Source organism: Streptomyces sp. NPDC047072 (assembly GCF_040643855.1).
Lineage (GTDB): Bacteria > Actinomycetota > Actinomycetes > Streptomycetales > Streptomycetaceae > Streptomyces.
Window position 1 is genome coordinate 1 of record NZ_JBEYVC010000177.1, and the last position, 21,787, is coordinate 21,787.

Consider the following 21,787-nt stretch of genomic DNA (forward strand, 5'->3'; position numbering starts at 1 on the left):
ATCACCCCGGCGTCGGCGACCTGGTGGCCGTTGGCGCGCGCCCAGGTCCGGATGGCGGCCAGCTGCTCCTTGCTGCGCTTGCCGTGCGCCGGCTGCGCGCCCAGGGACGGTACGGGCCCCGGTTCCGTGACGTGCTGCCGGCCTTCGTCGGGCTGGTGGTCGTCGCCTGCGCCGTCGTCGCCGGGCTGACCGTGGGCTACCGCACCGTAGGGCCGGTCGTCCCGGTCGCCGGTGTGCTGTTGCTGGCGCTCGTCGTCGCGGTCGGGGTCCGGCTCGGGCGTCCCGGCGCGCGCCGCCGACTGGGCTACTACACCCCCGACGAGCTGTTCGAACTCGACACGCAGGGGCTCGCGTTGGCCGTGGCGCGGATGCTCCGGCGGGACGGCTGGCGGGTACGGCTGCTGCCCGCGGCGGAACGGCCGCTGCTGTGCGCGCGGGACACCTCCGGTCACCAACTCGACGTCGCCTTCCGGCCGGTGGCGGAGCCCCTCCCTGACGAGGAGGTCCCCCATCCCCGGCTGCACCGGGGCGACGAGGAGGCGGGGCTGCGTCTGGTCGTGCACCGGGGCGCCTTCACCGCGCGCGACGTCCGGTGGGCACGGCGCGACGGCCGGACCCGCCTCCTCGACGGCTCCGCACTGCGGCGCTGGGGCGCGGGCACCCGCCTGGACGAACTGCTGTCACAGAGATCCTGACGCGTGGCCGCCCCGCCTGAAGACGGCACCCGGTGAAGGGGTTCGTCGACTGGAGGGCAGCGGCCGGTGCGAGGCAACGCGGGCCGGGCGCCCCATGCAGGGCGACGCGGACGGGAAGCCGGCGGCCGCCGGAGGACGGCCCGCCCGGGTGGCGGGGCCGTCCGGTTGCGGAGCGTCCCGGTGGCGATGCCATCCCGGTGGCGGTGCCATCTCGGGAGCGCCGCCGTTTCCCTGGCGGATCCGTCCCGTGGCGGTGCCGTTCCCTTGGCGGAGCCGTCCTGGTAGCGCTGCCGTTCCCTTGGCGGAGCCGTCCCGTGGCGGAGCCGTCCCGGTAGCGCCGCCGTTTCCCTGGCGGATCCGTCCCGAGGCAGTGCCGTCCCCTTGGCGGAGCCGTCCTGGTAGCGCTGCCGTTCCCATGGCGGAGCCGTCCCGTGGCGGAGCCGTCCCGTGGCGGTGCCGTCACCCGGTCGTCAGATGCGGCCGCCGGTCAGGCGGGTGATCGGGCCCTGCGGGTGGCGGCCCGCGCGTCGGCCCGCCGCGTACGAGCCGGCGCTCAGGACCGTCAGGCCCGCGCCCACGCCCGCGGCGATGAGCTTGCGCTGGCCGATCACCGTCCAGGCCGTCTTGGCCAGGGCCGCCGCCTGCCCCGAGGCGGCCACCACGGTCTGCCGGCCCGCCTCGACACTCCTGGCGGCGGTGTGCGCGGCCCCGCCGACCGCGGTGGCCGTGCTCTCGGCCGCGTCCTTGCCCGCCGACGCCACGTCGTCGGTCTTGGCCGCGGCCTTGCCGGCCGCCTTCGACGCCGGGGCGGTCGCCTTCGCCGTACCGCGCCGGGCCTTGGCCGCCGTCTCCCGTACGGCCGCGGAATCTTGATTCGTCTGGTCGTTCGATTCAGTCATGGACATCGCGTTGCCGCTCGCCGCGACGGCAAACACGTTCGGCCACGGCGGCTTCGACAACGGGCGTCGGCCGCGGGCTTCGCCTACAGCCCGTGCCGGGGCAGCCGTACGACCTGGACCCAGAAGTCGTCGATCTGGCGGACCGCGGCGATGAACTGGTCCAGATCGACCGGCTTGGTCACATAGGCGTTGGCGTGGAGCTTGTAGCTGCGCAGGATGTCCTCCTCGGCCGCGGAGGTGGTGAGCACGACGACCGGGATGTGGGACAGCTCCGGGTCGGACTTGATCTTCTCCAGGACCTGCCGGCCGTCGTACTTGGGCAGGTTCAGGTCGAGCAGGATCAGGTCGGGCCGGGGCGCGCCGGTGTGTTCGCCGCGGCGGTAGAGGAAGTCCAGGGCCTCCTCGCCGTCCCGGACGACGTGCAGCGTGTTGCCTATCCTGTTGTCCTCGAAGGCCTCACGGGTCATCAGCTCGTCGCCGGGGTCGTCCTCCACGAGGAGCACGTCGATGGGATTGGCGGCCGGGGTGGTCATGTAAGGGCCTTTTCCTCGGTGTCGGTCCGCGCCCCGTCCGGGTTCTCGGCCGGGGACGGGAGGGTGAAGCGGAAGCGGGTGCCGTCCGTGCGGGCGGTGTCGATCCAGATCCTGCCACCATGGTGCTCCACGATCTTCTTGCACAGGGCGAGACCGATGCCGGTCCCCCCGTACGCGTCGCGTCCGTGCAGTCGCTGGAAGATGACGAAGACCTTCTCGGTGAACTGCTCGGGGATGCCGATGCCGTTGTCCGTGACGGTCAGGAGCAGGTTGGCGGGGTCGTCCGGGTCCGGGTCGCAGGTGACGGCGACGTGCGGAGTGCGGTCGGGGTGACGGAACTTGACGGCGTTGCCGACCAGGTTCTGCCAGAGCATGGTCAACAGGGTGGGGTCGCCGACGACTTCGGGAAGCTGCTCGGGGCGGTCGACGCGGGCGCCGCTCTCCTCGACGGCGGCGCCGAGGTTGCGCAGCGCCTTGTCCAGCGCCTGGTCGAGTCCTACGGGCACACGGTCGTCGTTGACGCGTCCGACCCGGGAGAAGGTCAGCAGGTCGTTGATGAGCACCTGCATGCGCCGGGCGCCGTCGACGGCGAAGTCGATGTACTGCAGGGCGCGTTCGTCGAGCTGATCGCCGTAGCGCTTCTCCAGGAGCTGGCAGAAGGAGGCGACCTTGCGCAGGGGCTCCTGGAGGTCGTGGGAGGCGACGTAGGCGAACTGCTCCAACTCGGCGTTGGAGCGGCGCAGTTCCACGGCCTGGGCGTCCAGGTCCGCGGTCTGCCGGGTCAGCGTCTCCCGGTGCTCGTGGGAGGCCTCGAGTTCGGCCATGATGTGCCAGCGCATGCCTTCGACGGCGTCGGCGAGCGCGGTCAGGTCGGCGGGTCCGGCGCCGGTGATGACGTACGAGAAGTCGCCCCCCGAGACGCGTTCGGATGCCGTGCGCAGCGCCTCCAGGGGGCGGGTGATCAGAAGCCGGACGAGGACGGCGCAGGCCACTCCGGCCAGCAGGAAGGCGGCCACCATGCCGGCCAGGACCGAATCGCGCACGATGCGTTCGTGGGCGAGGTGGTCACGGCCGTCGCGGACCGCCGTCGCGAGGTCGGTGTTCTGCCGGTCCCACAGGGTGCGCAGCCGGTCGAAGTCCTTCCTGCCCTGTTCGGCCTTCTGCCGGTCCGGCTGCTTGGGGCTGCCGGGGGTGACCGAGGCGGCCAGCGGATCGGCGTAGGTGCGGCGCCAGTCGGCCGCCTGCCGCTGGATCTCCTCCAGATCCGCGAGGAGTTGCGGCTGGTCGCCGACGAGGGTGCGCAGCCGGGCGGCGGCACTCGTCTCGTCCTGCTTGCCCTGGGTGTAGGGATCGAGGAACTGCCGGTCGGCGGCGATGGCGTAGCCGCGGATGCCCGACTCCTGGTCGACGAGGGCCCCTTGGAGCCGGTAGGCCTCGGTCTGGGCCGGCTGGACGCGCCGCAGCAGCCGGTCACTGGCGTCGGCCGTGCGCTCCATCAGGTTCGCGCCGATCACGCTGCCGACCACGACCAGCAAGGTCATGACGGCCAGGACCAGGTAGAACCAGCCCTGCACGGTCAGCCGGCCGCGACCGCGCGGCCTGTCCTTCATGTGTCTCACGTTGTGCTCCGCCACCGCTTTCGCGCTCAGTTCCAGTTCAGATGGACGACGGCCACGTCGTCGGCGAGTCCGCCGCGTGCCTCGGCCAGGGTCTCGGCCCGCTCGATCAGGCGGTCCACGAAGGGCTCCGCGTCCAGGCCCGCGCCTTCCCGGGCCAGGGCCAACAGGCCTTCCTCGCCCAGGCGTTCGGGGCCGTGGTCGACATGGCCCTCGAAGAGGCCGTCGGTGAAGAGCATCACCGACGAGCCGGCCGGGACCGGCAGTTCGGCGGTCGGCCACCAGGCGCCGCCGGGGACCATGCCGAGCGCGGGTCCGCCGGGCACCTCCACCCACTCGACGTCCTCGCCGGTGCGGCGCAGCAGTCCGTGGTGGCCGGCCCGGACCACGCGGGCCTCCTGTTCCCCGGGCACGGCGGCCAGGCTCACCAGGGTGGCGAAGACCTCGTCGCGGGCCCGTTCGGCCATCAGCAGCTCTTCGAGGCGGCTCATCTGCTCGGCGCCGGTGATGCCGCTGAGGACGAGGGTGCGCCAGGCGATCCGCAGGGCGACGCCGAGCGCGGCCTCGTCCGGCCCGTGCCCGGAGACGTCTCCGACGAGGGCGTGGACGGTGCCGTCGGCGCTCTGCACGATGTCGTAGAAGTCGCCGCCGAGCAGCGCCTGGGCGCGTCCGGGGCGGTAGCGGGCCACGACCCGGACGCCTTCGGCGCGCAGCAAGGGCCGGGGCAGCAGCCCCCGTTCCAGGCGGGCGTTCTCCTGGGCCTGCATCGCGCTGGCCCGGAGGGCGACCGCGGCCTGCTCGGCGTGCTTGCGCTGGATCGCGTAGCGCACCGCCCGTCCGAACAGCTCGGGTTCCACCCGGCCCTTGACGAGGTAGTCCTGGGCGCCGGCGGCGACCGCGGCGAGCCCGGTCTGCTCCTCGGCGAGCCCGGTGAGGACCACGACGGCCACCTGGTCGGCGAGTTCGCGGACCCGGGAGACCGCCTCCAGTCCCTGGGCGTCCGGCAGGTGCAGATCCAGCAGGACGCAGTCGGGCACCTGGCCGGCGAGCGTCTCGGCGGCCTCCGTCATCGAGCGCACCCAGCGCAGGTCCATCTTCAGCGCGCCGTCGGCGACGAGCTCCTCCACGAGCAGTGCGTCGCCGGGGTCGTCCTCGACCAGGAGGACGGTGGGCTGCCACTGCTCCCACGCCGCCACGATGTCCGGCTGTCCTCTGGACGCCGACCGGGCTGCCCCTGTCAGCGACGTCACCATGTTCCCGCCCCTTCCACCCCGTGTATGTCCCGCCTGCCGCCGGACGCTGCCGAGGGCAACGGTGGGGTGCGGCCGGAACGACGATTCGATCTTCACCGGTCCTTGCCGGAAGGAACGCAAGTGCCCCCGACGGCAGCCGGTGAAACCCGGCAACGCACGTGACGCACAGAACAACGCCACACCCCGCGCTCGTGCGGGGGTGGCGTCGCTGCGGTGGTCCGGCTCCCGGTCTCACCGGGTGGTCAGAAGGCCCGTCCGCAGCCGTCCCAGCACCTTGGTGAGCAGCCGCGACACATGCATCTGGGAGACGCCGAGGCGCTCGCCGATCTCGGCCTGGGTCCGCTCCTCGACGAAGCGCAGGTGCAGCAGGAGGCGGTCGCGGTCGCCGAGTTCGCCGATGAGCGGGGCCAGTGCCTGGACATCCTCGACGAGGTCGAGCGCCGTGTCCTCGGCGCCGACGAAGTCCGCGAGGACGCTCTCGCCGTCCTCGCCGGTGCCGAGCGTCGCGTCCAGGGAGGCAGAGGTGTAGCCGTTGGCCGCCATCCGGGCTTCGACGACCTCGTCCTCGGACAGGCTCATCAGCTCCGACAGCTCGCGCACGGTGGGGGTGCGGCCCAGTCGGCTGGTGAGTTCGTCGGTGGCGCGGGCCAGCTCGACGCGGGCCTCCTGGAGCCGGCGGGGCACATGCACCGCCCAGGAGGTGTCGCGGAAGAACCGCTTGATCTCGCCCACGATGTAGGGAACCGAGAAGGAGGTGAACTCGACCTCGCGGGAGACCTCGAAGCGGTCGATCGCCTTGATCAGTCCGATCATGCCGACCTGGACGATGTCCTCGCGCTCCTCGGGGCCGCGGCTGCGGAAGCGGGCGGCCGCGTAGCGCACGAGCGAGATGTTCATCTCGATCAGGGTGTTGCGCGCGTACTGGTATTCGTCGGTCCCCTCCTCGAGCACGGCCAACCGCTCCAGGAACACGCGCGTCAGCTCCCTGGCGTCCTGCGGCGTCACCTGTGCGGGGTTCTCCACCTCCGGAAGCGTCGTCGTACCCGTGCCAGTCGTCACCGACGTCGTCATCGTCCGCCCATCCTGTGGTTCCGGTTGTCCTGGCGCCGTTTACCCGCGACTCGCCTCACCATGCCCCTTCGGCCGGAGTGTGGTTGGTCACCAGCTGGAGCAGAGTCCGTCCTGCGGGCAGAACATGACCCACACGGGGTTGTAGCCGGGCGAGACACGCAGGCTCGTCGGGTAGGGATCGCCATTGAGGTACGAGCCCGGGTCCGGGGTTGCGGTGAAGGTGACGGTCGTGCCCACCGGGAAGCTCGCGTCGCACGTTCCGGTGGGGTACGGCGCCTCCGCGCCCTCGGCGTAGGGGTCCCAGGCCGTGGTGTGGCAGTTGATCCCGGCCGGGGTGCTGGTGACGGTGCCGCCGCCCCATCCGTCACTGATCCACGCGTAGACCCGGCCCTGCTGGGGTGTGGCGGCGGGCTGGGCGAGCGCCGGGGCGGCGGTGGCGAGGACGGTGACGGCGGCGAGCGCGGCGGCCGCGAGGACCGCCTGCCGGGGGCCGCCGAGCACAGAGGATTTCGGTCGAGTGCTCATCGGTGCCTCCTCGGTCCGACACCTTCATGATAGGCGCGTCAGCCGACACGGCACATATCGGGAATATTCCTTTTCAGGTCTCCTGTACCGGTTCGTACACCTCGGAGACCAGCCCGAACGTCCAGGCCACGCCCTCCTTCGCCGTCCGGGTGGTCGGTGGTACGCGCAGCCAGTACGTGCGGTGGGTGCCGTCCGGCTCGGGGGTGGAGTTGACCACCTCCACCATGACCACGGCCTCGTCGTCGACCAGGTCGATGCGCCACAGGATGCCGGTCTCGTCCCGGTGGACGGGCTGGGCGTCCGAGTCGGCGAGGTAGCGGTCGTAGCCGTAGTACTCCAGCATCACCCGGCGCAGCTCGGCGTTCTCCTCGGCGCGGATCCGCTCCGGGGTGAGCGTGGACAGTTCCGCGAGGAAGGCGGCGGGTACGGCCATGCCGCGCCAGGCGTGCAGGGCGAAGCCGTCGGGGTAGGCGAGGGCCGGGCCCGCGCCGTGGTCGAGGCGGCCCGCCTCGTCGCGGTGCAGGGCCACGGGGCGCTCCGTCAGCACCGCCACCCGGGCGAAGGGCCACCACCAGCCGGCGCTGCGGCACACCTCGGCCAGCGCGCCGAGCGGCCCGTCGTCGGTGGGGAACGCGGCGAGCCAGGGGGCGTCGTGCTGTCCGAGCACGGCGTCCAGCAGGAGCAGCCGCAGTTCGGCCGCCTCCTTGCCGGTGTCCCGGCCCACCGCGTCCTCCAGGATCCCGGTCGTGATCCGGTCCACCAGCGGCTGGACGGACGCCCACAGGCGCTCGCCCGTCGCCGCCCAGTGCGCCGACCAGCCCGCTGCCCCCAACTCGGCGTGCAGACGGGCTCGTTCGGCGGCCCAGGGAGCGTTGCGCACCGCCTCGCGCACGCTTGGTCCCCGGTCCGTGAGCTGCCGGATCAGGGTGACGGCCGCGCGCGGGGAGTCCGCCCACACCACGTGTTCGGGTTCCACGAGTCCGGCGAGCCGGTAGGCCTGGCGTACGCCGTGCTCGGCGGCCGCGCGGTCGGCCGGGACGGTCGCTGTCGCGTAGGCACGCCATGAGCCGAGGTTGTCAGGGGCAGCCCCCTGCGCCACGGTCGTGTCGATGTCCGTCATCGTCATGTTCCCCTCCATCATGCGCAGTTCAGTCGGCCACGATCCGGACGGACCCGGGGATGTACTCCCGCTGTCTGATCACCCGGTACCACCCCTTGGGCAGCGCGATCGCCGCGTGCTCCTCGTGGACGACCCGGCCGCCCTGGGGCAGGTGCAGCAGGAGCGGACCGTACGGTCCCGGCTCGCGCACCAACTCCCCCGGCCCGACGACCGCGTGGGCATGGCCGGTCACCTCGCCCAGCGCCAGCACCAGCCGGCCCCGTCCGTCGCGCCGCTCCCTCGGCGCGTGCGCCACATGGGCCGGCACCGAGCCCTCCGTGACGGGCACGATCAGCACGTCTCCCTGTCGGTACACAGCTCTCCCCTCCCCGCCGGGTGCGTCCGCACCGGCCTCATGACCAGCACCGTAGGGCCAGGCACTGACAACGCCCCGATTCCCGCCCCGCCGAGGGGCGTTGTCAGTGCCTGTTGGTAGAACTTGCGACATCACAGGCCGCACACTCTTCCTCCTCAGGAGCAGCCGCATGAGCATCCATGGCCACCTCGACGCGTTGTACGGGCTGCCCGCGTACGCCTTCCCCGGGCCGAAGGGCAGGACGGACGACCTGCCCGCACCGGAGTCCTTCGCGTGGCGGGTCACGAGCGACGTGTACGACTCCGACGAGGAGTGGCCCGAGGCCTTCGCCCGTTTCTGTGCCGCGGTCGACACCACCCGGGTCCGGGCACTGATCGTGGGCGCCTGGAGCGAGGCCTACGACACGGACCCCGCTCCCGTGATCGCCGCGCTGCTCGACGCGAAGGACCGCTTCCCCGCGCTGCGGGCGCTGTTCCTCGGCGACATCGTGATGGAGGAGTGCGAGATCTCCTGGATCAACCAGACCGATGTGACCCCGCTCCTGGAGGGCTTTCCCGCACTGGAGGAGTTCGGCGTGCGCGGCGGGTCGGATCTGGGGTTCACCTCGCTGAGCCATGGCGCGCTGCGCAGGCTCGTCGTGGAGACGGGCGGGCTGCCCGCCGAGGTGGTGCGCGGTATCGGCGCCAGCGACCTGCCCGCGTTGGAGCACCTCGACCTGTGGCTGGGCACCCCCGACTACGGCGGCGACAGCGAGGCGTCCGACCTGGAGCCGATCCTGTCGGGTGCCCGGCTGCCGCGACTGCGTCATCTGGCTCTGCGCAACAGCGAGATGCAGGATGCCGTGGCCGCGGCCGTCGCCGCCGCGCCCGTGGTCGCCCGCCTGGAGGTGCTGGACCTGTCCATGGGCGTGCTGACCGACGAGGGGGCCGCGGCTCTCCTCGGGGGCCAGCCGCTGACGCATCTCCGGAAGCTGGACCTGCACCACCACTATCTGAGCAAGTCGTTCGAGGAGCGCGTCCGCGAGACCTTCGAAGCCTCGGGTGTCGAGGTCGATCTCGACCGCGACGACGCCGAGGAGGACACCGAGGACGACGGCACGGTCTGGCGTTACGTCGCCGTGGGTGAGTGAGCACCGTCTCGATGGCACGTTTCGCGGTAGTCGGCAATCCCGAGAACCGTCGGGTGTCCCTCTTCGGTGACGCGGTGCGCGCGGCCGGTCTGCCCGGCCCGCGGCTCGTCGCCTGGACGGACGTCCTGCGGGACGGGGGCGCCGGCTTCGCCGCCGACGAGATCGTCCGGATCGACTCACCGGGCGAGAACCCCGACGTGGACCGGTGGTTGAGGGGCGTCTCGGACCCGACCCGGGTCGAGGGCTCGGCCCGCTGGTACGCCGGGTTCACCGCCGCGCTGGCCACCCTGCGCGGCGGCATCCGCCTGGACGATCCCGACGACCTCGCCGTCCTGTTCGACAAGCGGCTCTGCCACGCCAGGCTCCTGGCGGCGGGAGTTCCCGTGCCCGCTTCCCCCACCTCGGGCCCCGCGGGCGCGGTGGTGCGCGGCTGGGTCGACGTACGGGCGTTGATGCGCGAGCACCGGCTGCACCGGTTGTTCGTGAAGCCCGCCCACGGCTCGTCGGCGTCGGGGGTCATGGCCGTCGAGACAGGCGGCGGGGGCCGGATCCGGGCCACCACCTCCGTGGAGGTCGCGGCGGACGGTCACCTGCACAACTCCCTGAAGGTGCGCCGCTACGAGCGTGAGCAGGACATCGCGGCCATCGTCGACGCGCTCGCGCCCGACGGGCTGCATCTCGAACGCTGGGTGCCGAAGGCCTCCCAGGAGGGACGCGCCGCCGACCTGAGGGTGGTCGTGGTGGCCGGGCGCGCCACCCACGCGGTGGTCCGCACCAGCCGTACGCCGCTGACCAACCTCCACCTCGGCGGAGCCCGTGGCGACCTCGACACGACCCGCCGGGACGTGGCGGCGGCGGGCGCCCGCTGGGCGGATCTCCTGGAGGTGTCCGAGCGGGCCGCGGCCTGTTTCCCGCGCACTCTGTGCGTCGGCGTGGACCTGCTGCCGGCCGTCGGCTGGCGCCGGGCCTTCGTCGGCGAGGTCAACGCCTTCGGGGATCTGCTGCCCCGGCTCACCGGCCTGCCCGGCAGCGGCGCCGAGGGCCTGGACACGTACGGCGCGCAGGTCGCGGCCGCCCTTCGCCGCCACACCGAGAGCGGCCCGCTCCACCCGCACAGAACAGGAACCGCCCATGGCTGAGCCCGACATGACCGAGGTGGTCGGCGACCACGACCTCCTCCTGGTCACCCTCGACACACTGCGCCACGACGTGGCCGTCGAGCTGGCGGCCGAGGGTCGCATCCCGAACCTCACCCGCCATCTGCCCGGCGGCCAATGGGAGAAGCGGCACGCGCCGGGGAGCTTCACCTACGCCTCCCACCAGGCGATCTTCGCCGGATTCCTGCCGACCCCGGCTGCGCCCGGCCCACATCCGCGGCTGTTCGCGGCGAGCTTCGCCGGCAGCGAGACCACCGCCGAGGGCACCTTCGTCTACGACACCCCGGACCTCGTCTCCGGACTGGCCGAGGCGGGCTACCGCACCGTGTGCATCGGGGGCGTGGGCTTCTTCAACAAGCAGGGCCCGCTCGGCTCGGTGCTGCCCGCCCTGTTCCACGAGTCGCACTGGGAGACGGAGTTCGGCGTCACCTCGCCGCACTCCTTCGAGAACCAGGTGACCCGCGCCGAGCAGGTGATCTCCCGACTCCCCGCCGGACAGCGGCTGTTCCTCTTCGTGAACGTCTCCGCGCTGCACCAGCCGAACTGGTTCCACCTGCCCGGCGCCACCCGCGAGGCCGGTGACACCCGCGAGACGCACGCCGCCGCGCTGGAGTACGTCGACCGGCACATCGGCCGACTCTTCGCCGCCATGGGTTCCCGGCGCCGCTGCTTCGCGATCGTCTGCTCCGACCACGGCACCGCCTACGGCGACGACGGCTACACCGGCCACCGCCTCGGCCACGAGTCCGTGTGGACCGTGCCGTACGCCCACTTCTTCCTGGACCCCGCCGAGGCCGCCCGATGACCACAGCCCAGCTCACCAGCCCGTACCAGCACTACGTGTACGCCTACCCCCACAAGACCGCGTACCGGAGACTCGAAGACCGCCCGCCGCTCGACCACTTGTGGGCTTCCGAACCCAAGGACTCCCTCTCGCTCTACCTGCACATACCGTTCTGCGAGGTCCGTTGCGGCTTCTGCAACCTCTTCACCCGCATCGGCGCCCCCGACGGCCTCACGAGCGCCTACCTGGACGCGCTGGAGCGGCAGGCGGGCGCCGTCCGCGACGCTCTCGGCGACGACCTCCGGTTCGCCACGGCGGCCTTCGGCGGCGGCACCCCCACCTTCCTCACCGCGGCCGAGCTGGAGCGCCTCTGCGACCTCGCCGAACTCCGCATGGGCGCCGACCTCCGCGCGATCCCGCTCTCCGTCGAGGCATCCCCCGCCACGGCCACCGCCGACCGCCTCGCCGTCCTCGCGGACCGCGGCGCCACCCGCCTCAGCCTCGGCGTGCAGAGCTTCGTCGACTCCGAGGCGCGGGCCGCCGTACGCCCGCAGCGCCGCGCCGATGTCGAGACCGCTCTCAGCCGCATCCGGGACGCGCGCATCCCCGTCCTCAACATCGACCTCATCTACGGCATCGACGGGCAGACCGAGCAGACCTGGCGGCACTCCCTGGACGCGGCCCTGGCCTGGCGGCCCGAGGAGCTGTACCTGTATCCGCTCTACGTCCGTCCCCTCACCGGCCTGGACAGGCGCGGCGCGGGCCCCGACCCGGCGTGGGACGAGCAGCGGCTGCGGCTGTACCGCGCGGGCCGCGACCACCTCCTCGCGCAGGGGTACGTCCAGCAGTCCATGCGGATGTTCCGCCGGGCCGACGCCCCGGCCCAGGGTGCCGACGACTACGCCTGCCAGACCGACGGCATGATCGGACTCGGCTGCGGGGCACGGTCGTACACGAGCGGTCTGCACTACTCGTTCGACTACGCGGTCGGCATGCACGAGGTCCGCGCGATCATCGACGACTACGTCGCCACGGCCGACTTCACCCGCGCGGAGGTCGGTTACCGCATCGACGCCCAGGAGGCGCGCCGCCGCCATCTGCTCCAGTCCCTGCTCCAGGCCGAGGGGTTGAGGACGGAGGACTACCGCGTACGCTTCGGCAGCGACCCCGCCGACGACTTCGGCCCGGAACTCCAACGGCTCGCCGAACAGGGCTGGTTGGCCGATCCGGACTCCGCGCACCTCCAGCTCACCCCGGAGGGGCTCGCGCACTCCGACGCCATCGGACCGGAGTTGTTCTCCCCCGCCGTACGGGCCGCCATGACCGCGTACGAGAGGAAGTGACGGCCCGTCATGGACCTGACCGTCCTCTACCGGGGCCCGCTCGCCTCCTGCGACTACGACTGCCCCTACTGCCCGTTCGCCAAGCGCCGCGACTCCCCCGCCCAACTGCGGGCCGACCGCGCCGCGTTGGAGCGCTTCGCGCAGTGGGCGGGTGAGCAGACCGGCGACCGGCTCTCGCTGCTGTTCACGCCGTGGGGCGAGGGACTGGTGCGTTCCTGGTACCGGCGCACGCTCGTCGAGCTGTCGCGGCTGCCGCACATCCGCCGGGTCGCCATCCAGACCAACCTCAGCTGCCGCACGGACTGGCTGGCCGACGCCGACCGGGACACCCTCGCCCTGTGGTGCACGTACCACCCGGGACAGACGCCGTACGACCGCTTCCTCGCCAAGTGCCGTGAACTGGCCGACCGGGAGGTCCGGTTCAGCGTCGGGGTCGTCGGGCTGCCCGAACACCTCGACGCGGCAAGGCGGTTGCGCGCCGAGCTGCCCGACCACGTCTATCTGTGGATCAACGCGGCCGAGGGGCACACCTATCAGGACGCCGAGGCGGAGGAGTGGACCGCGCTCGACCCGCTCTTCCCCTACAGCCGCCATCCGCACGCCAGCGCCGGACTCCCCTGCCGCACCGGCGAGTCGGTGATCTCGGTCGACGGCGACGGCACGGTCCGGCGCTGCCACTTCGTCCGGGCCGAGCTGGGCAACCTCTACGACGGCTCGTACCGGGCGGCCCTGCGGCCACGGCCGTGTCCGCTGGCCGTGTGCGACTGCCACATCGGGTATGTGCACCTGGAGACGCTGCCGTTGTACGACGTGTTCGCGGGCGGGGTCCTGGAGCGCGTCCCGGCCGCCGTCACGGGTCCCGTCGTACCGCCGCGTCCAGGAGCGGCCCGAGTTCGGCTGCCACTGTCCGCAGCGCCCTGACGTCCCGTTCGGTCCGGGCGACGAGGATCGCCCCCTCCAGGGAGCTGATCATGAGCGTGGCCAGGGGTGCGCTCCGCTCCGCGGGCACGCCCATGTCGGCGAGGGCCCCGGCCACCGCGTCAGTCCAGGTCGCGAACGCCGCGGCCGCCGCCTCGCGCGTGGACGCGGTGGTCTCCGCCCAGTCCACCGTGGCGGCGGCCACCGGGCAGCCGCCCGCGTAGCCCTCGGACTCGTACTCGTCCGTCCACTGGCGGACCATCTCGGCGAAGAGGCCGCCGGGTGTCGGTTCGGACAGAGCGGCGAGGAAGCGGTCCACGCGGTTGCCCGCGTACCGGCCCGCCCAGCCCACCGCCTCGTTGACCAGCTGTTCCTTGCCGCCGGGGAAGTAGTGCTGGAGCGAACCCCGCGGCGCGCCCGCGTGGGCGGCGACCTCGCGCATACCCGTGGCGGCGACGCCGTCGCGCCGGATGAGCTGGGCCGCGCTGAACACCATCCGCTCGCGCGCGCCTCTTTCGGTCGCCGTCATTCCCCACCTCCGGTTCGAACGCTCACCCTATGACCGCCGTCATAGCGCAGGCTACTATGACCGCTGTCATACCGACTGGCCGCGGAGATGGTGGTTGCTCATGGACGTGGGATTCATCGGCCTGGGCGTGATGGGCCGGCCCATGGCACTGAACCTCGCCCGTGCCGGGACGCCCCTGATCGTGTGGAACCGCACCGCCGACCGGTGCGAGGCCCTGCGCGCGGCGGGCGCCGAGGTCGCGTCGGATCCCGGCGAGGTCTTCGAGCGGGCCGGGACGGTGTTCCTCATGCTGGCCGACGAGGGCGCGGTCGACGTGGTGCTCGGCCGTGGCACACCCCAGTTCGCCTCGCGTGTCGCCGCTCGCCTCGTCGTCCACATGGGCACCACCTCGGCCGAGTACTCCCAGGCCCTCCAGGACGGCATCCGGGCCGCCGGCGGGCGTTACGTCGAGGCCCCGGTCTCCGGCTCGCGTGTCCCGGCCGAGCAGGGTGAGCTGGTGGCGATGCTGGCGGGTGACGAGGACGCCGTGGCGGTCGTACGGCCGCTGCTCGCCCCCATGTGCCGGGAGGTGTTCGCGTGCGGAGCGGTACCGGGCGCGCTGCTGATGAAGTTCGCGGTGAACCTGTTCCTGATCACGATGGTCACCGGTCTCACCGAGGCCTTTCACTTCGCCGACCGGCACGGGCTCGACCGGCGGCTGTTCCGGGACGTCCTGGACGCGGGGCCCATGGCCAGCGCGGTCTCCCGGGTGAAGGCGGCGAAGCTGGTGGCCGGTGACTTCACGGTTCAGGCCGGCGCCGCGGACGTGCTCAAGAACAACCGGCTCATCGCGGAGGCCGCCCGCAAGGCCGATCTGGCCTCGCCGCTGCTCGACGTCTGCCACGCGTTGTACGGCGAGACCGTCGAGCAGGGGCACGGTGGCGGGGACATGGTGGCGGTGCTGCGGGCCCTGGAGGCGCGCACCGACTTCACCGGCCCCGCTTGAGGAGCGCTCCGCCCGGCAGCGCGTGGCGGGTGTCGCCCCGCGGGCCGGTGGTCGTCGTAGCGGTCAGCAGGGAGTTGAGGACGGCTTCCTCCACGGCGTCCAGTACGGCCGTGAAGAGCACGTCGAGCCGGTCGTCGGGGACGACGGCGGGACCGGCGGGCGTGCCGAGGGGCCGGGTGCCGAAGGCGAGGCCGTAGTCGCCGCTGCCGTGGCCGTAGGCGGCGCCGACCCGGGCCAGGGCGTAGACCGAACGGCGGGCCAGCCTGGTCAGTTGGCGGGCGTCCAGGGGTGCGTCGGTGGCGGTCACGATCATGCAGGAGCCGGTGTCCGCAAGCGGGTCGGGCACGGGCAGACCGACGTCGGCGGGGGTGACCGTACGGCCCAGCACCCGCAGGGTGCCGCCGAAGTTGGCCTGGACGAGCACGCCGAGCGTCGTCTCCTCGCCCGCGATCCCGACGCGCCGCGAGGAGGTGCCGATGCCCGCCTTGAAGCCGAGCGCGCAGGTGCCGGTGCCCGCGCCGACCGAGCCCTCGACGACCGGTCCGTCCGTCGCGGTGTCGAGTGCGGCACGGACGTGTTCCTCCCGGACCGGGCGGGAGCGGATGTCGGACAGGAGACCGTCGTTGCACTCCCCCACGACCGGGTTGAGGCTGCGCGCGGTCGCGCCCTCGGGCCGCTCCAGCATCCAGCCGACCAGGGCGTCGGCGGCCCGGAACGCCGACAGGGTCGAGGTGAGCAGGACCGGGGTCTCCAGCGCGCCGAGTTCGGCGATCTGGGTGCTGCCGAGCAGCTTGCCGTAGCCGTTGCCGACGAAGACCCCGGCCGGGCGAGGACTGTCCGGGCCCACGCCGTCGGGGACGATGGCGGTGACTCCGCTGTGGACGCGGGGCGGGTCAACGAGGGTGGTGTGGCCGACCCGGACGCCGGGGACGTCCGTGAGCGCGTTGTGCGCTCCCGTGGGCAGGTCACCGATACCGATTCCGAGATCACGAGCGCGCATGGACGGCAGAGTATCCAGGGTCGAGCGAAGGTCCGCGTCTCGGGCTACGCGCCCTCGCCGTCACCGTGCAAGGAATGGATCATGCTCCGCAGGATCCGGAACGCCTCCGACTGCTCGGCCCCGGTCAGGCCGGCCAGCATTCTGGCCTCGACGGAACGGACGGCCGCGCTCGCCGCCTCCAGGCTTCGCCGGCCGCGCGGGGTGAGCCGCGCGGGGAGCGCCTTCCCGACGGGGGCTTCGGCGGGCCTGGTGACGTAGCCGTCGCGTTCCAGGGCCTGGAGCAGCACGTTCATCGTCTGCCGGGTCACGAACGCGCCCCGCGCGAGTTCGGAGTTCGACAGGCCGGGGCGTTGTGCCAGCAGTTCGAGGCAGGAGTAGTGGGTCACGCTCATCCCGAGCGGCCGCAGCACTTCCTCCATGGCCGTGCGCAGCGCGCTCGATGCCTCTTTGAGCAGGTAGCCCAGGGACGTCTCCAGGTCGACGCCGACGCCTTCTTGACTCATGTCAGCATTCTGACATAGCTTGAGGCATGTCAGAAAACTGACACGAAAGCAAGGAGCGCCATCATGCCCGCCACCGGCCCCGACTTCATCTCGTTCCAGGTCCGCGACCTCGACGCCTCGCAGGCGTTCTACGAGCGGTACCTGGGCCTCGTCCGCTCGCCGGCCGGACCTCCGCACGCCGTCGTCTTCGAGACGAAGCCGATCGCGTTCGCCCTGCGCGACGTCATCCCCGGGACCGACCTCGCCTCCGTCTCCCAGCCGGGCATCGGCGCGGCGATCTGGCTCCACGCCACCGAGGTCCAGGCCATCCACGACGCGCTCGCCGCCGACGGCCACACCATCGTCTCCGCACCGATCGACGGCCCCTTCGGCCGCACCTTCACCTTCGCCGACCCGGACGGCTACCACGTCACCCTCCACGACCGCACCTGATGACGCGACCGGGCAGGGGTCTGTTCGTCGGGCTGGCCACGCTCGACGTCGTTCAACTCGTCGACCGGGTACCGGGTGCCGACGAGAAACTCACCGCACGCGACCAGGTCGTCGCCGCGGGCGGTCCGGCGGCGAACGCGGCCGTGGCCTTTGCCCACCTCGGCGGTGCGGCCCGGCTCGTCACCGCGATCGGCTCGCATCCGCTGGGGCAGGCGGTGTCGGCGGACCTGGAGCGGGCCAGTGTGTCCGTGACGGATCTGGCGGGCGCCTCGTCCGCGCCGCCCGCCGTGTCGTCGATCCTGGTGACCGCGTCGAGCGGGGAGCGCGCCGTCGCCTCGACCAACGCGACGCGGCATCAGCTGATCCCGCCCGACGACATCGACGAGCTGGTGGCGGAGTACGACATCGTCGAGTTCGACGGCCATCACATGGACCTCGCTGTGGCCACCGCCCGTGCCGCACGGGCCGCCGGCCGTCGGACCGTGCTCGACGGGGGCAGCTGGAAGGCCGGTACGGAAGAGCTGCTGCCGTTCATCGACGTGGCCGTGTGCTCCGCCGGCTTCCGTCCGCCCGGTTCCGACGACCCCCTGCGGTTCCTGCGGGAGCAGGGGGTCGCCTGGGCCGCGGTCAGTCGGGGAGGACAGCCGATCGAGTGGGAGGGTCCCGAGGGCGGGGGCGAGGTGGAGGTGCCTGCCGTCCGGGTGGTGGACACGCTCGGCGCGGGCGACGTCCTCCATGGGGCCCTCGCCCACGAGCTGGCGGATCAGGGGAAGGTGACCTCTCCGGGGTTCGTCGAGGCGCTACGGCGAGCCGCCGTGGTGGCGTCTCGGGCGTGCACGTCGTTCGGTACCCGGGCCTGGATGCTGCGGGATTGATCGATCCGTCGACACATCGGATCTATCCCTTTCCATTGACGCACCCAAACCCCATCCCTATGTTGCATCGCGGGAAAGCTCCGATGACTTGACGAGTTCGTCTGGAGACGACGATGCCCTCTTCCTTGCCCCCCGACCCGTCCAGACGGACCGTCCTCGCCACCGGCTCCGCGGTGGGTGGCGCACTGCTGACGACAGGCCTGCCCGCACAGGCCGCGGCCGCGGACTCCAGGCCCTCCCTCGATCCCTGGCGTGCGGTGCTCGACGACGCCGACATGGTCTGGCAGCGGATGCCGACGGCCTGGTACGAGGGGCCCTTCCTCGGCAACGGGTTCCTCGGTTCCGGCATCTACGCCGAGCCGGGCTCCGCGGGAAGAGCCGTGCGCTTCAACGTCCAGCACTCCGAAGTGCAGGACCACCGCCCCGAGTTCGGCTCGCTCTTCGGACTAGCCCGGCTGCCGATCGGGTACTTCACGCTGGAGCCGGTGGGCGCCATCACCGGCATCGACTGGCGACTGTCCCTGCGGGACGCCGAGTTGACCGGCACGCTCACCACGGAGAAGGGCACGCTGAAGCTGCGTGCGCTGGTCCACAACGACCGGTCGGTGCTCGCGGTGGAGGTGACGGCGAGCAAGGGCGAGCGGGACTTCCGCTGGGTGTTCCATCCGGCGGACGCGATCAGCCCGCGGGCCGCCTTCAAGCCGCTGCCGGACGGTTATCAGGGCAATCCGCCGGCGCAGATCGCCGAGCACGGCGAAGTGACCGCCGCCGTACAGCCGTTGCTGGCGGGCGGGGAGCATGTCACCGCCTGGCAGGAGCGGGGCAGAGGGCCGGCGCGGACGCTGTATGTGCACGTCGCGCACTCGTATCCGCGGAAAACGGCTCTCAGCAGGGCCCTCAAGGTGGTCCGCTCGGTCGCACAACTCCCCTACTCCGCTCTGGCGGTGGGACATCGCGCATGGTGGCACGCCTACTATCGCAAGAGCTTCCTCTCCCTGCCCGACGCCCGTATCCAGCGCTTCTACTGGATCCAGCTGTACAAGACCGCCTCCGCGGCCCGCCGCGACGCTCCGGTCATGGCGACGAGCGGTCCCTGGCTGGAGCCCACGCCCTGGCCCAACACCTGGTGGAACCTCAACGCCCAGCTGGAGTACTGGCTCGTCCACGGCTCCAACCACCTCGAACTCGACGCGATCACCCGGGCGTTGAGCGAGTTCCGGGACAACCTCGCGGCCGAGACCCCGCAGCCGTACCGCGCCGATTCGCTCGGCATCCCCCGCACCACCGATCCCCACCTGGTCAACGGCGCGGTCAGCCCTCTCATGGGGTACGGCGTCGGCATCCCGGGCCAGGACCCGCCGACCCCCGAAGTCGGCAATCTGACCTGGGCGTTGCACAACGTCTGGCTCAGCTACCGGCACACCATGGACGAATCGATCCTGCGGGACGTCGTCTTCCCGCTGCTCCGCCGGGCGATCAACTACTACCTGCACTTCCTGGAACCCGGCACGGACGGCAGGCTGCATCTGCCCGCCACCTTCTCCCCCGAGTACGGCGGCGACTCGCGCGACTGCACCTACGACCTGATGCTGCTCACCTGGGGCTGTCGCACCCTGCTCGACTCCGCCGAACTCCTCGGCATCGACGACCCGTTGGCACCGCGCTGGCGTGAGGTACTCGCGCGGCGGACACCGTATCCGACGGACGGGAACGGCTTCATGATCGGCGCGGACATCCCCTTCGCGAAGTCGCACCGGCACTACTCGCATCTGCTCGCCGTCTACCCGCTGTACGAGGTGACCGGGCGGACACCCGACGAACGCGCCCTGATCGAGCGGTCGTTGGCGCACTGGGTGGGCTTCGAGGGCGCTCTCCAGGGCTACACCTTCACCGGCGCGGCCTCGATGTCGGCGCTGCTCGGCAAGGGCGAGGACGCGCTCGTCTATCTCGGCGAGCTGATGACGCGCTTCATCCGCCCCAACACCATGTACCAGGAGTCGGGGCCGGTCATCGAGACGCCCCTGTCGGCGGTCCAGTCGCTGTTCGACATGGTCTGCCAGTCGTGGGGCGGGGTGATCAGGGTGTTCCCGGCGCTGCCCGCCGCCTGGTCGGACCTGGTCGTGCACGACTTCCGCACCCAGGGCGCCTTCCTGCTCGGCGCGCGCCGGGAGGGCGGGGCCACCCGCTGGGTCCGGCTGGTCAGCGAGGCGGGCGCCCCCTGTGTCGTACGGCATGGCATCGCGGGGGCGATCGACGTACGGGACGGGCGGGGGCGTCCGCTGCGGTACACCGACGCGGGGGACGGTGCCGTTCGAATCGCCCTGCGCAAAGGCGAGTCGGCGCTGATCACGGCGAAGGGCGACCGTCCCGATCTGACGGTCGCCCCGGTGCGGTCGAACGGCACCGCCCCGCGCTGGGGGCTGCCCCTCGGCTGAGCGGGATCAGCCGGCGAGGAGGCCCAGGGTGTCGATCACACGGTTCGAGAAGCCCCACTCGTTGTCGTACCAGGCGACCACCTTGACGTGGCGGCCGTCGACGCGGGTGAGGGCGGAGTCGAAGATGGAGGAGGCCGGGTTGCCCGTGATGTCGGAGGAGACCAGCGGGTCCTCGGAGTACTCGAGGACACCGGCCAGCGGGCCCTCGGCCGCGGTGCGGTAGGCGGCGATGACCTCCTCGCGGGTCACGTCACGGGCGACGGTCGTGTTGAGCTCGACGATCGAGCCGACCGGGACGGGGACCCGGATCGAGTCGCCGGACAGCTTGCCGTCCAGGTTCGGCAGCACCAGGCCGATGGCCTTGGCGGCACCGGTCGTGGTCGGCACGATGTTGACGCCGGCGGCGCGGGCGCGGCGCGGGTCGCGGTGGGGGCCGTCCTGGAGGTTCTGCTCCTGGGTGTAGGCGTGCACCGTCGTCATGAAGCCGTGCTCGATGCCGGCGAGGTCGTCGAGGACCGCGGCCAGCGGGGCGAGGGCGTTGGTGGTGCAGGAGGCGTTCGAGACGATCGTGTGGACGTCCGGGTCGTAGGCGTCGGTGTTGACGCCGTAGGCGAGGGTGACGTCGGCGCCGTCCGAGGGCGCGCTGACCAGCACCTTCTTCGCGCCCGCGTCGAGGTGGGCGCGAGCGGCCTTGGCGGAGGTGAAGCGGCCGGTCGCCTCCAGGACGATGTCGACGCCGAGGTCGGCCCAGGGCAGGTCGGCGGGCTCGCGCTCGGCGAGCACCTTGATCCGGCGGCCGTCGACGACCAGGACATCGCCGTCGACCGAGACCGGGCGGCCGAGCCGACCGGAGGTGCTGTCGAAGGCGAGCAGACGGGCGAGGGCGGTGGGCTCCGTGAGGTCGTTGACGGCGACGATCTCCAGGTCGGTGTCGCGTTCCAGCAGGGCGCGCAGCACGTTGCGCCCGATGCGGCCGAATCCGTTGATGGCGATGCGAGTCATGAGTGGAAGTCCCTCGTGAGTGTCCCTGCGGTTCGACTCCACCTTCGCGCGGCCCGGGCGGGCGTGGCCGTGGCGTGAGCGCCATGGTTCGCAAGGATCACGCCACGCGGCTATTCACCCTTGGTGAAGGTCCGCCGGTACTCGCTCGGCGTCGTCCCCAGGATGCGCTGGAAGTGCATCCGCAGGTTCGAACCGGTGCCCAGGCCCACGTCGTTGGCAATCTGCTCGACGCTGCGCTGCGACCGCTCCAGCAGTTCGCGGGCCCGGTCGATCCGGGCGCGCATCACCCACTGCATGGGGGTGTATCCGGTGTCCTCGGCGAAGCGCCGGGAGAAGGTGCGCGCCGACACGGCCGCGTGTTCCGCGAGCGCTTCGAGGCTGAGGGGTTCGTCGAGCCGGTGCAGGGCCCACTCCCGGGTGGCGGCGAACCGCTCGCCGAGCGGTTCGGGGACGCTGCGCGGTACGTACTGGGCCTGGCCGCCGCTGCGGTACGGGGCGGCGACCAGGCGCCGGGCGGCGTGGTTGGAGGCGGCCACGCCGAGGTCGCCGCGCAGGATGTGCAGTCCCGTACGGCCGGGCTCTTGTGCAGCGGCAGCACGATCTCCACGTCCCCGCGCGCCGCGAGCCG

The 21,787-nt window shown here is 72.1% G+C and carries 23 protein-coding genes; 10 read left to right on the top strand and 13 right to left on the bottom strand.

Annotated elements, in window-relative coordinates; translation table 11 throughout:
* Nucleotides 1-23: 23 nt before the first annotated feature.
* Nucleotides 24-695: a hypothetical protein gene (locus tag ABZ896_RS43355; protein WP_360941627.1), complete on the top strand. Its 672-nt coding sequence runs from the start codon at nucleotides 24-26 to the stop codon at nucleotides 693-695.
* A 470-nt stretch (nucleotides 696-1,165) separates the two neighbouring features.
* Here the strand turns inward: ABZ896_RS43355 and ABZ896_RS43360 are convergent, their stop codons facing one another.
* From ABZ896_RS43360 to ABZ896_RS43395, 8 genes are all read right to left on the bottom strand, one after another.
* Nucleotides 1,166-1,600, bottom strand: coding sequence for a hypothetical protein (locus ABZ896_RS43360; protein ID WP_360941567.1), 435 nt, complete (start codon nucleotides 1,598-1,600; stop codon nucleotides 1,166-1,168).
* Nucleotides 1,601-1,677: 77 nt separating this feature from the next.
* On the bottom strand, nucleotides 1,678-2,127 hold the full coding sequence (locus ABZ896_RS43365; RefSeq protein WP_360941570.1) for a response regulator: 450 nt from the start codon (nucleotides 2,125-2,127) through the stop codon (nucleotides 1,678-1,680).
* Nucleotides 2,124-3,737 (bottom strand): ATP-binding protein, encoded by a 1,614-nt coding sequence (locus ABZ896_RS43370; protein WP_360941573.1) that lies wholly within the window; start codon nucleotides 3,735-3,737, stop codon nucleotides 2,124-2,126. Before ABZ896_RS43370 ends, ABZ896_RS43365 begins: the two co-directional genes overlap by 4 nt.
* Before the next feature lie 35 nt (nucleotides 3,738-3,772).
* Entirely contained in the window at nucleotides 3,773-4,996 is a 1,224-nt protein-coding gene (locus ABZ896_RS43375; protein WP_360941576.1) for a fused response regulator/phosphatase, read from the bottom strand.
* A gap of 231 nt (nucleotides 4,997-5,227) precedes the next feature.
* On the bottom strand, nucleotides 5,228-6,067 hold the full coding sequence (locus ABZ896_RS43380) for a SigB/SigF/SigG family RNA polymerase sigma factor (RefSeq protein ID WP_360941579.1): 840 nt from the start codon (nucleotides 6,065-6,067) through the stop codon (nucleotides 5,228-5,230).
* An 87-nt stretch (nucleotides 6,068-6,154) separates the two neighbouring features.
* A complete protein-coding gene (locus ABZ896_RS43385; RefSeq protein WP_360941582.1) occupies nucleotides 6,155-6,592 on the bottom strand; it encodes a hypothetical protein in 438 nt (145 codons plus the stop codon).
* A gap of 73 nt (nucleotides 6,593-6,665) precedes the next feature.
* A complete protein-coding gene (locus ABZ896_RS43390) occupies nucleotides 6,666-7,712 on the bottom strand; it encodes a DUF6745 domain-containing protein (RefSeq protein WP_360941630.1) in 1,047 nt (348 codons plus the stop codon).
* Between the two features lie 28 nt (nucleotides 7,713-7,740).
* Complete coding sequence (locus ABZ896_RS43395) at nucleotides 7,741-8,067, bottom strand: hypothetical protein (RefSeq protein WP_360941585.1); 327 nt, start codon at nucleotides 8,065-8,067, stop codon at nucleotides 7,741-7,743.
* 169 nt (nucleotides 8,068-8,236) lie between these two features.
* Here ABZ896_RS43395 and ABZ896_RS43400 point away from each other — a divergent pair, with 169 nt between their 5' ends.
* The 5 genes from ABZ896_RS43400 to ABZ896_RS43420 are packed head-to-tail and all read left to right on the top strand — an operon-like array spanning nucleotide 8,237 to nucleotide 13,401.
* Complete coding sequence (locus ABZ896_RS43400; protein WP_360941588.1) at nucleotides 8,237-9,196, top strand: STM4015 family protein; 960 nt, start codon at nucleotides 8,237-8,239, stop codon at nucleotides 9,194-9,196.
* 11 nt (nucleotides 9,197-9,207) lie between these two features.
* Nucleotides 9,208-10,335, top strand: coding sequence for an STM4014 family protein (locus ABZ896_RS43405; RefSeq protein WP_360941591.1), 1,128 nt, complete (start codon nucleotides 9,208-9,210; stop codon nucleotides 10,333-10,335).
* Between the two features lie 7 nt (nucleotides 10,336-10,342).
* Nucleotides 10,343-11,158 carry an STM4013/SEN3800 family hydrolase gene (locus tag ABZ896_RS43410; RefSeq protein ID WP_360941633.1) on the top strand — a complete coding sequence of 272 codons (816 nt, stop codon included), beginning with the start codon at nucleotides 10,343-10,345 and terminating at the stop codon, nucleotides 11,156-11,158.
* Nucleotides 11,155-12,480 (top strand): STM4012 family radical SAM protein, encoded by a 1,326-nt coding sequence (locus ABZ896_RS43415; RefSeq protein WP_360941594.1) that lies wholly within the window; start codon nucleotides 11,155-11,157, stop codon nucleotides 12,478-12,480. The genes ABZ896_RS43410 and ABZ896_RS43415 overlap by 4 nt, the downstream gene beginning before the upstream one ends.
* A 9-nt stretch (nucleotides 12,481-12,489) precedes the next feature.
* Nucleotides 12,490-13,401 carry an STM4011 family radical SAM protein gene (locus tag ABZ896_RS43420; protein WP_360941597.1) on the top strand — a complete coding sequence of 304 codons (912 nt, stop codon included), beginning with the start codon at nucleotides 12,490-12,492 and terminating at the stop codon, nucleotides 13,399-13,401.
* Here the strand turns inward: ABZ896_RS43420 and ABZ896_RS43425 are convergent.
* Complete coding sequence (locus tag ABZ896_RS43425) at nucleotides 13,331-13,927, bottom strand: TetR/AcrR family transcriptional regulator (protein ID WP_360941600.1); 597 nt, start codon at nucleotides 13,925-13,927, stop codon at nucleotides 13,331-13,333. The genes ABZ896_RS43420 and ABZ896_RS43425 overlap by 71 nt on opposite strands.
* A 100-nt stretch (nucleotides 13,928-14,027) precedes the next feature.
* Between ABZ896_RS43425 and ABZ896_RS43430 the strand changes: the two genes are divergently transcribed.
* On the top strand, nucleotides 14,028-14,912 hold the full coding sequence (locus tag ABZ896_RS43430; protein ID WP_360941603.1) for an NAD(P)-dependent oxidoreductase: 885 nt from the start codon (nucleotides 14,028-14,030) through the stop codon (nucleotides 14,910-14,912).
* Here ABZ896_RS43430 and ABZ896_RS43435 read toward each other — a convergent pair.
* Together ABZ896_RS43435 and ABZ896_RS43440 are read right to left on the bottom strand one after the other, a co-directional pair.
* Entirely contained in the window at nucleotides 14,896-15,912 is a 1,017-nt protein-coding gene (locus ABZ896_RS43435) for a P1 family peptidase (RefSeq protein WP_360941606.1), read from the bottom strand. The genes ABZ896_RS43430 and ABZ896_RS43435 overlap by 17 nt on opposite strands.
* Nucleotides 15,913-15,956: 44 nt before the next feature.
* On the bottom strand, nucleotides 15,957-16,415 hold the full coding sequence (locus ABZ896_RS43440; RefSeq protein ID WP_360941609.1) for a MarR family transcriptional regulator: 459 nt from the start codon (nucleotides 16,413-16,415) through the stop codon (nucleotides 15,957-15,959).
* 63 nt (nucleotides 16,416-16,478) lie between these two features.
* On the opposite strand from ABZ896_RS43440, the gene ABZ896_RS43445 reads away from it, so the two are divergent.
* The 3 genes from ABZ896_RS43445 to ABZ896_RS43455 all read left to right on the top strand — a co-directional run bounded on the left by ABZ896_RS43445 (nucleotide 16,479) and on the right by ABZ896_RS43455 (nucleotide 20,157).
* A complete protein-coding gene (locus ABZ896_RS43445; protein WP_360941612.1) occupies nucleotides 16,479-16,847 on the top strand; it encodes a VOC family protein in 369 nt (122 codons plus the stop codon).
* Entirely contained in the window at nucleotides 16,847-17,722 is an 876-nt protein-coding gene (locus ABZ896_RS43450; protein ID WP_360941615.1) for a PfkB family carbohydrate kinase, read from the top strand. The genes ABZ896_RS43445 and ABZ896_RS43450 overlap by 1 nt, the downstream gene beginning before the upstream one ends.
* Nucleotides 17,723-17,835: 113 nt before the next feature.
* Nucleotides 17,836-20,157, top strand: coding sequence for a Tat pathway signal sequence domain protein (locus ABZ896_RS43455; protein ID WP_360941618.1), 2,322 nt, complete (start codon nucleotides 17,836-17,838; stop codon nucleotides 20,155-20,157).
* Nucleotides 20,158-20,163: 6 nt separating this feature from the next.
* On the opposite strand, the gene gap is transcribed toward ABZ896_RS43455, so the two are convergent.
* Together gap and ABZ896_RS43465 are read right to left on the bottom strand one after the other, a co-directional pair.
* Nucleotides 20,164-21,159, bottom strand: coding sequence for a type I glyceraldehyde-3-phosphate dehydrogenase (gap, locus tag ABZ896_RS43460; RefSeq protein ID WP_360941621.1), 996 nt, complete (start codon nucleotides 21,157-21,159; stop codon nucleotides 20,164-20,166).
* 110 nt (nucleotides 21,160-21,269) lie between these two features.
* Nucleotides 21,270-21,787: helix-turn-helix domain-containing protein (locus tag ABZ896_RS43465; protein ID WP_360941624.1), on the bottom strand; the 518-nt coding region annotated here is incomplete at its 5' end.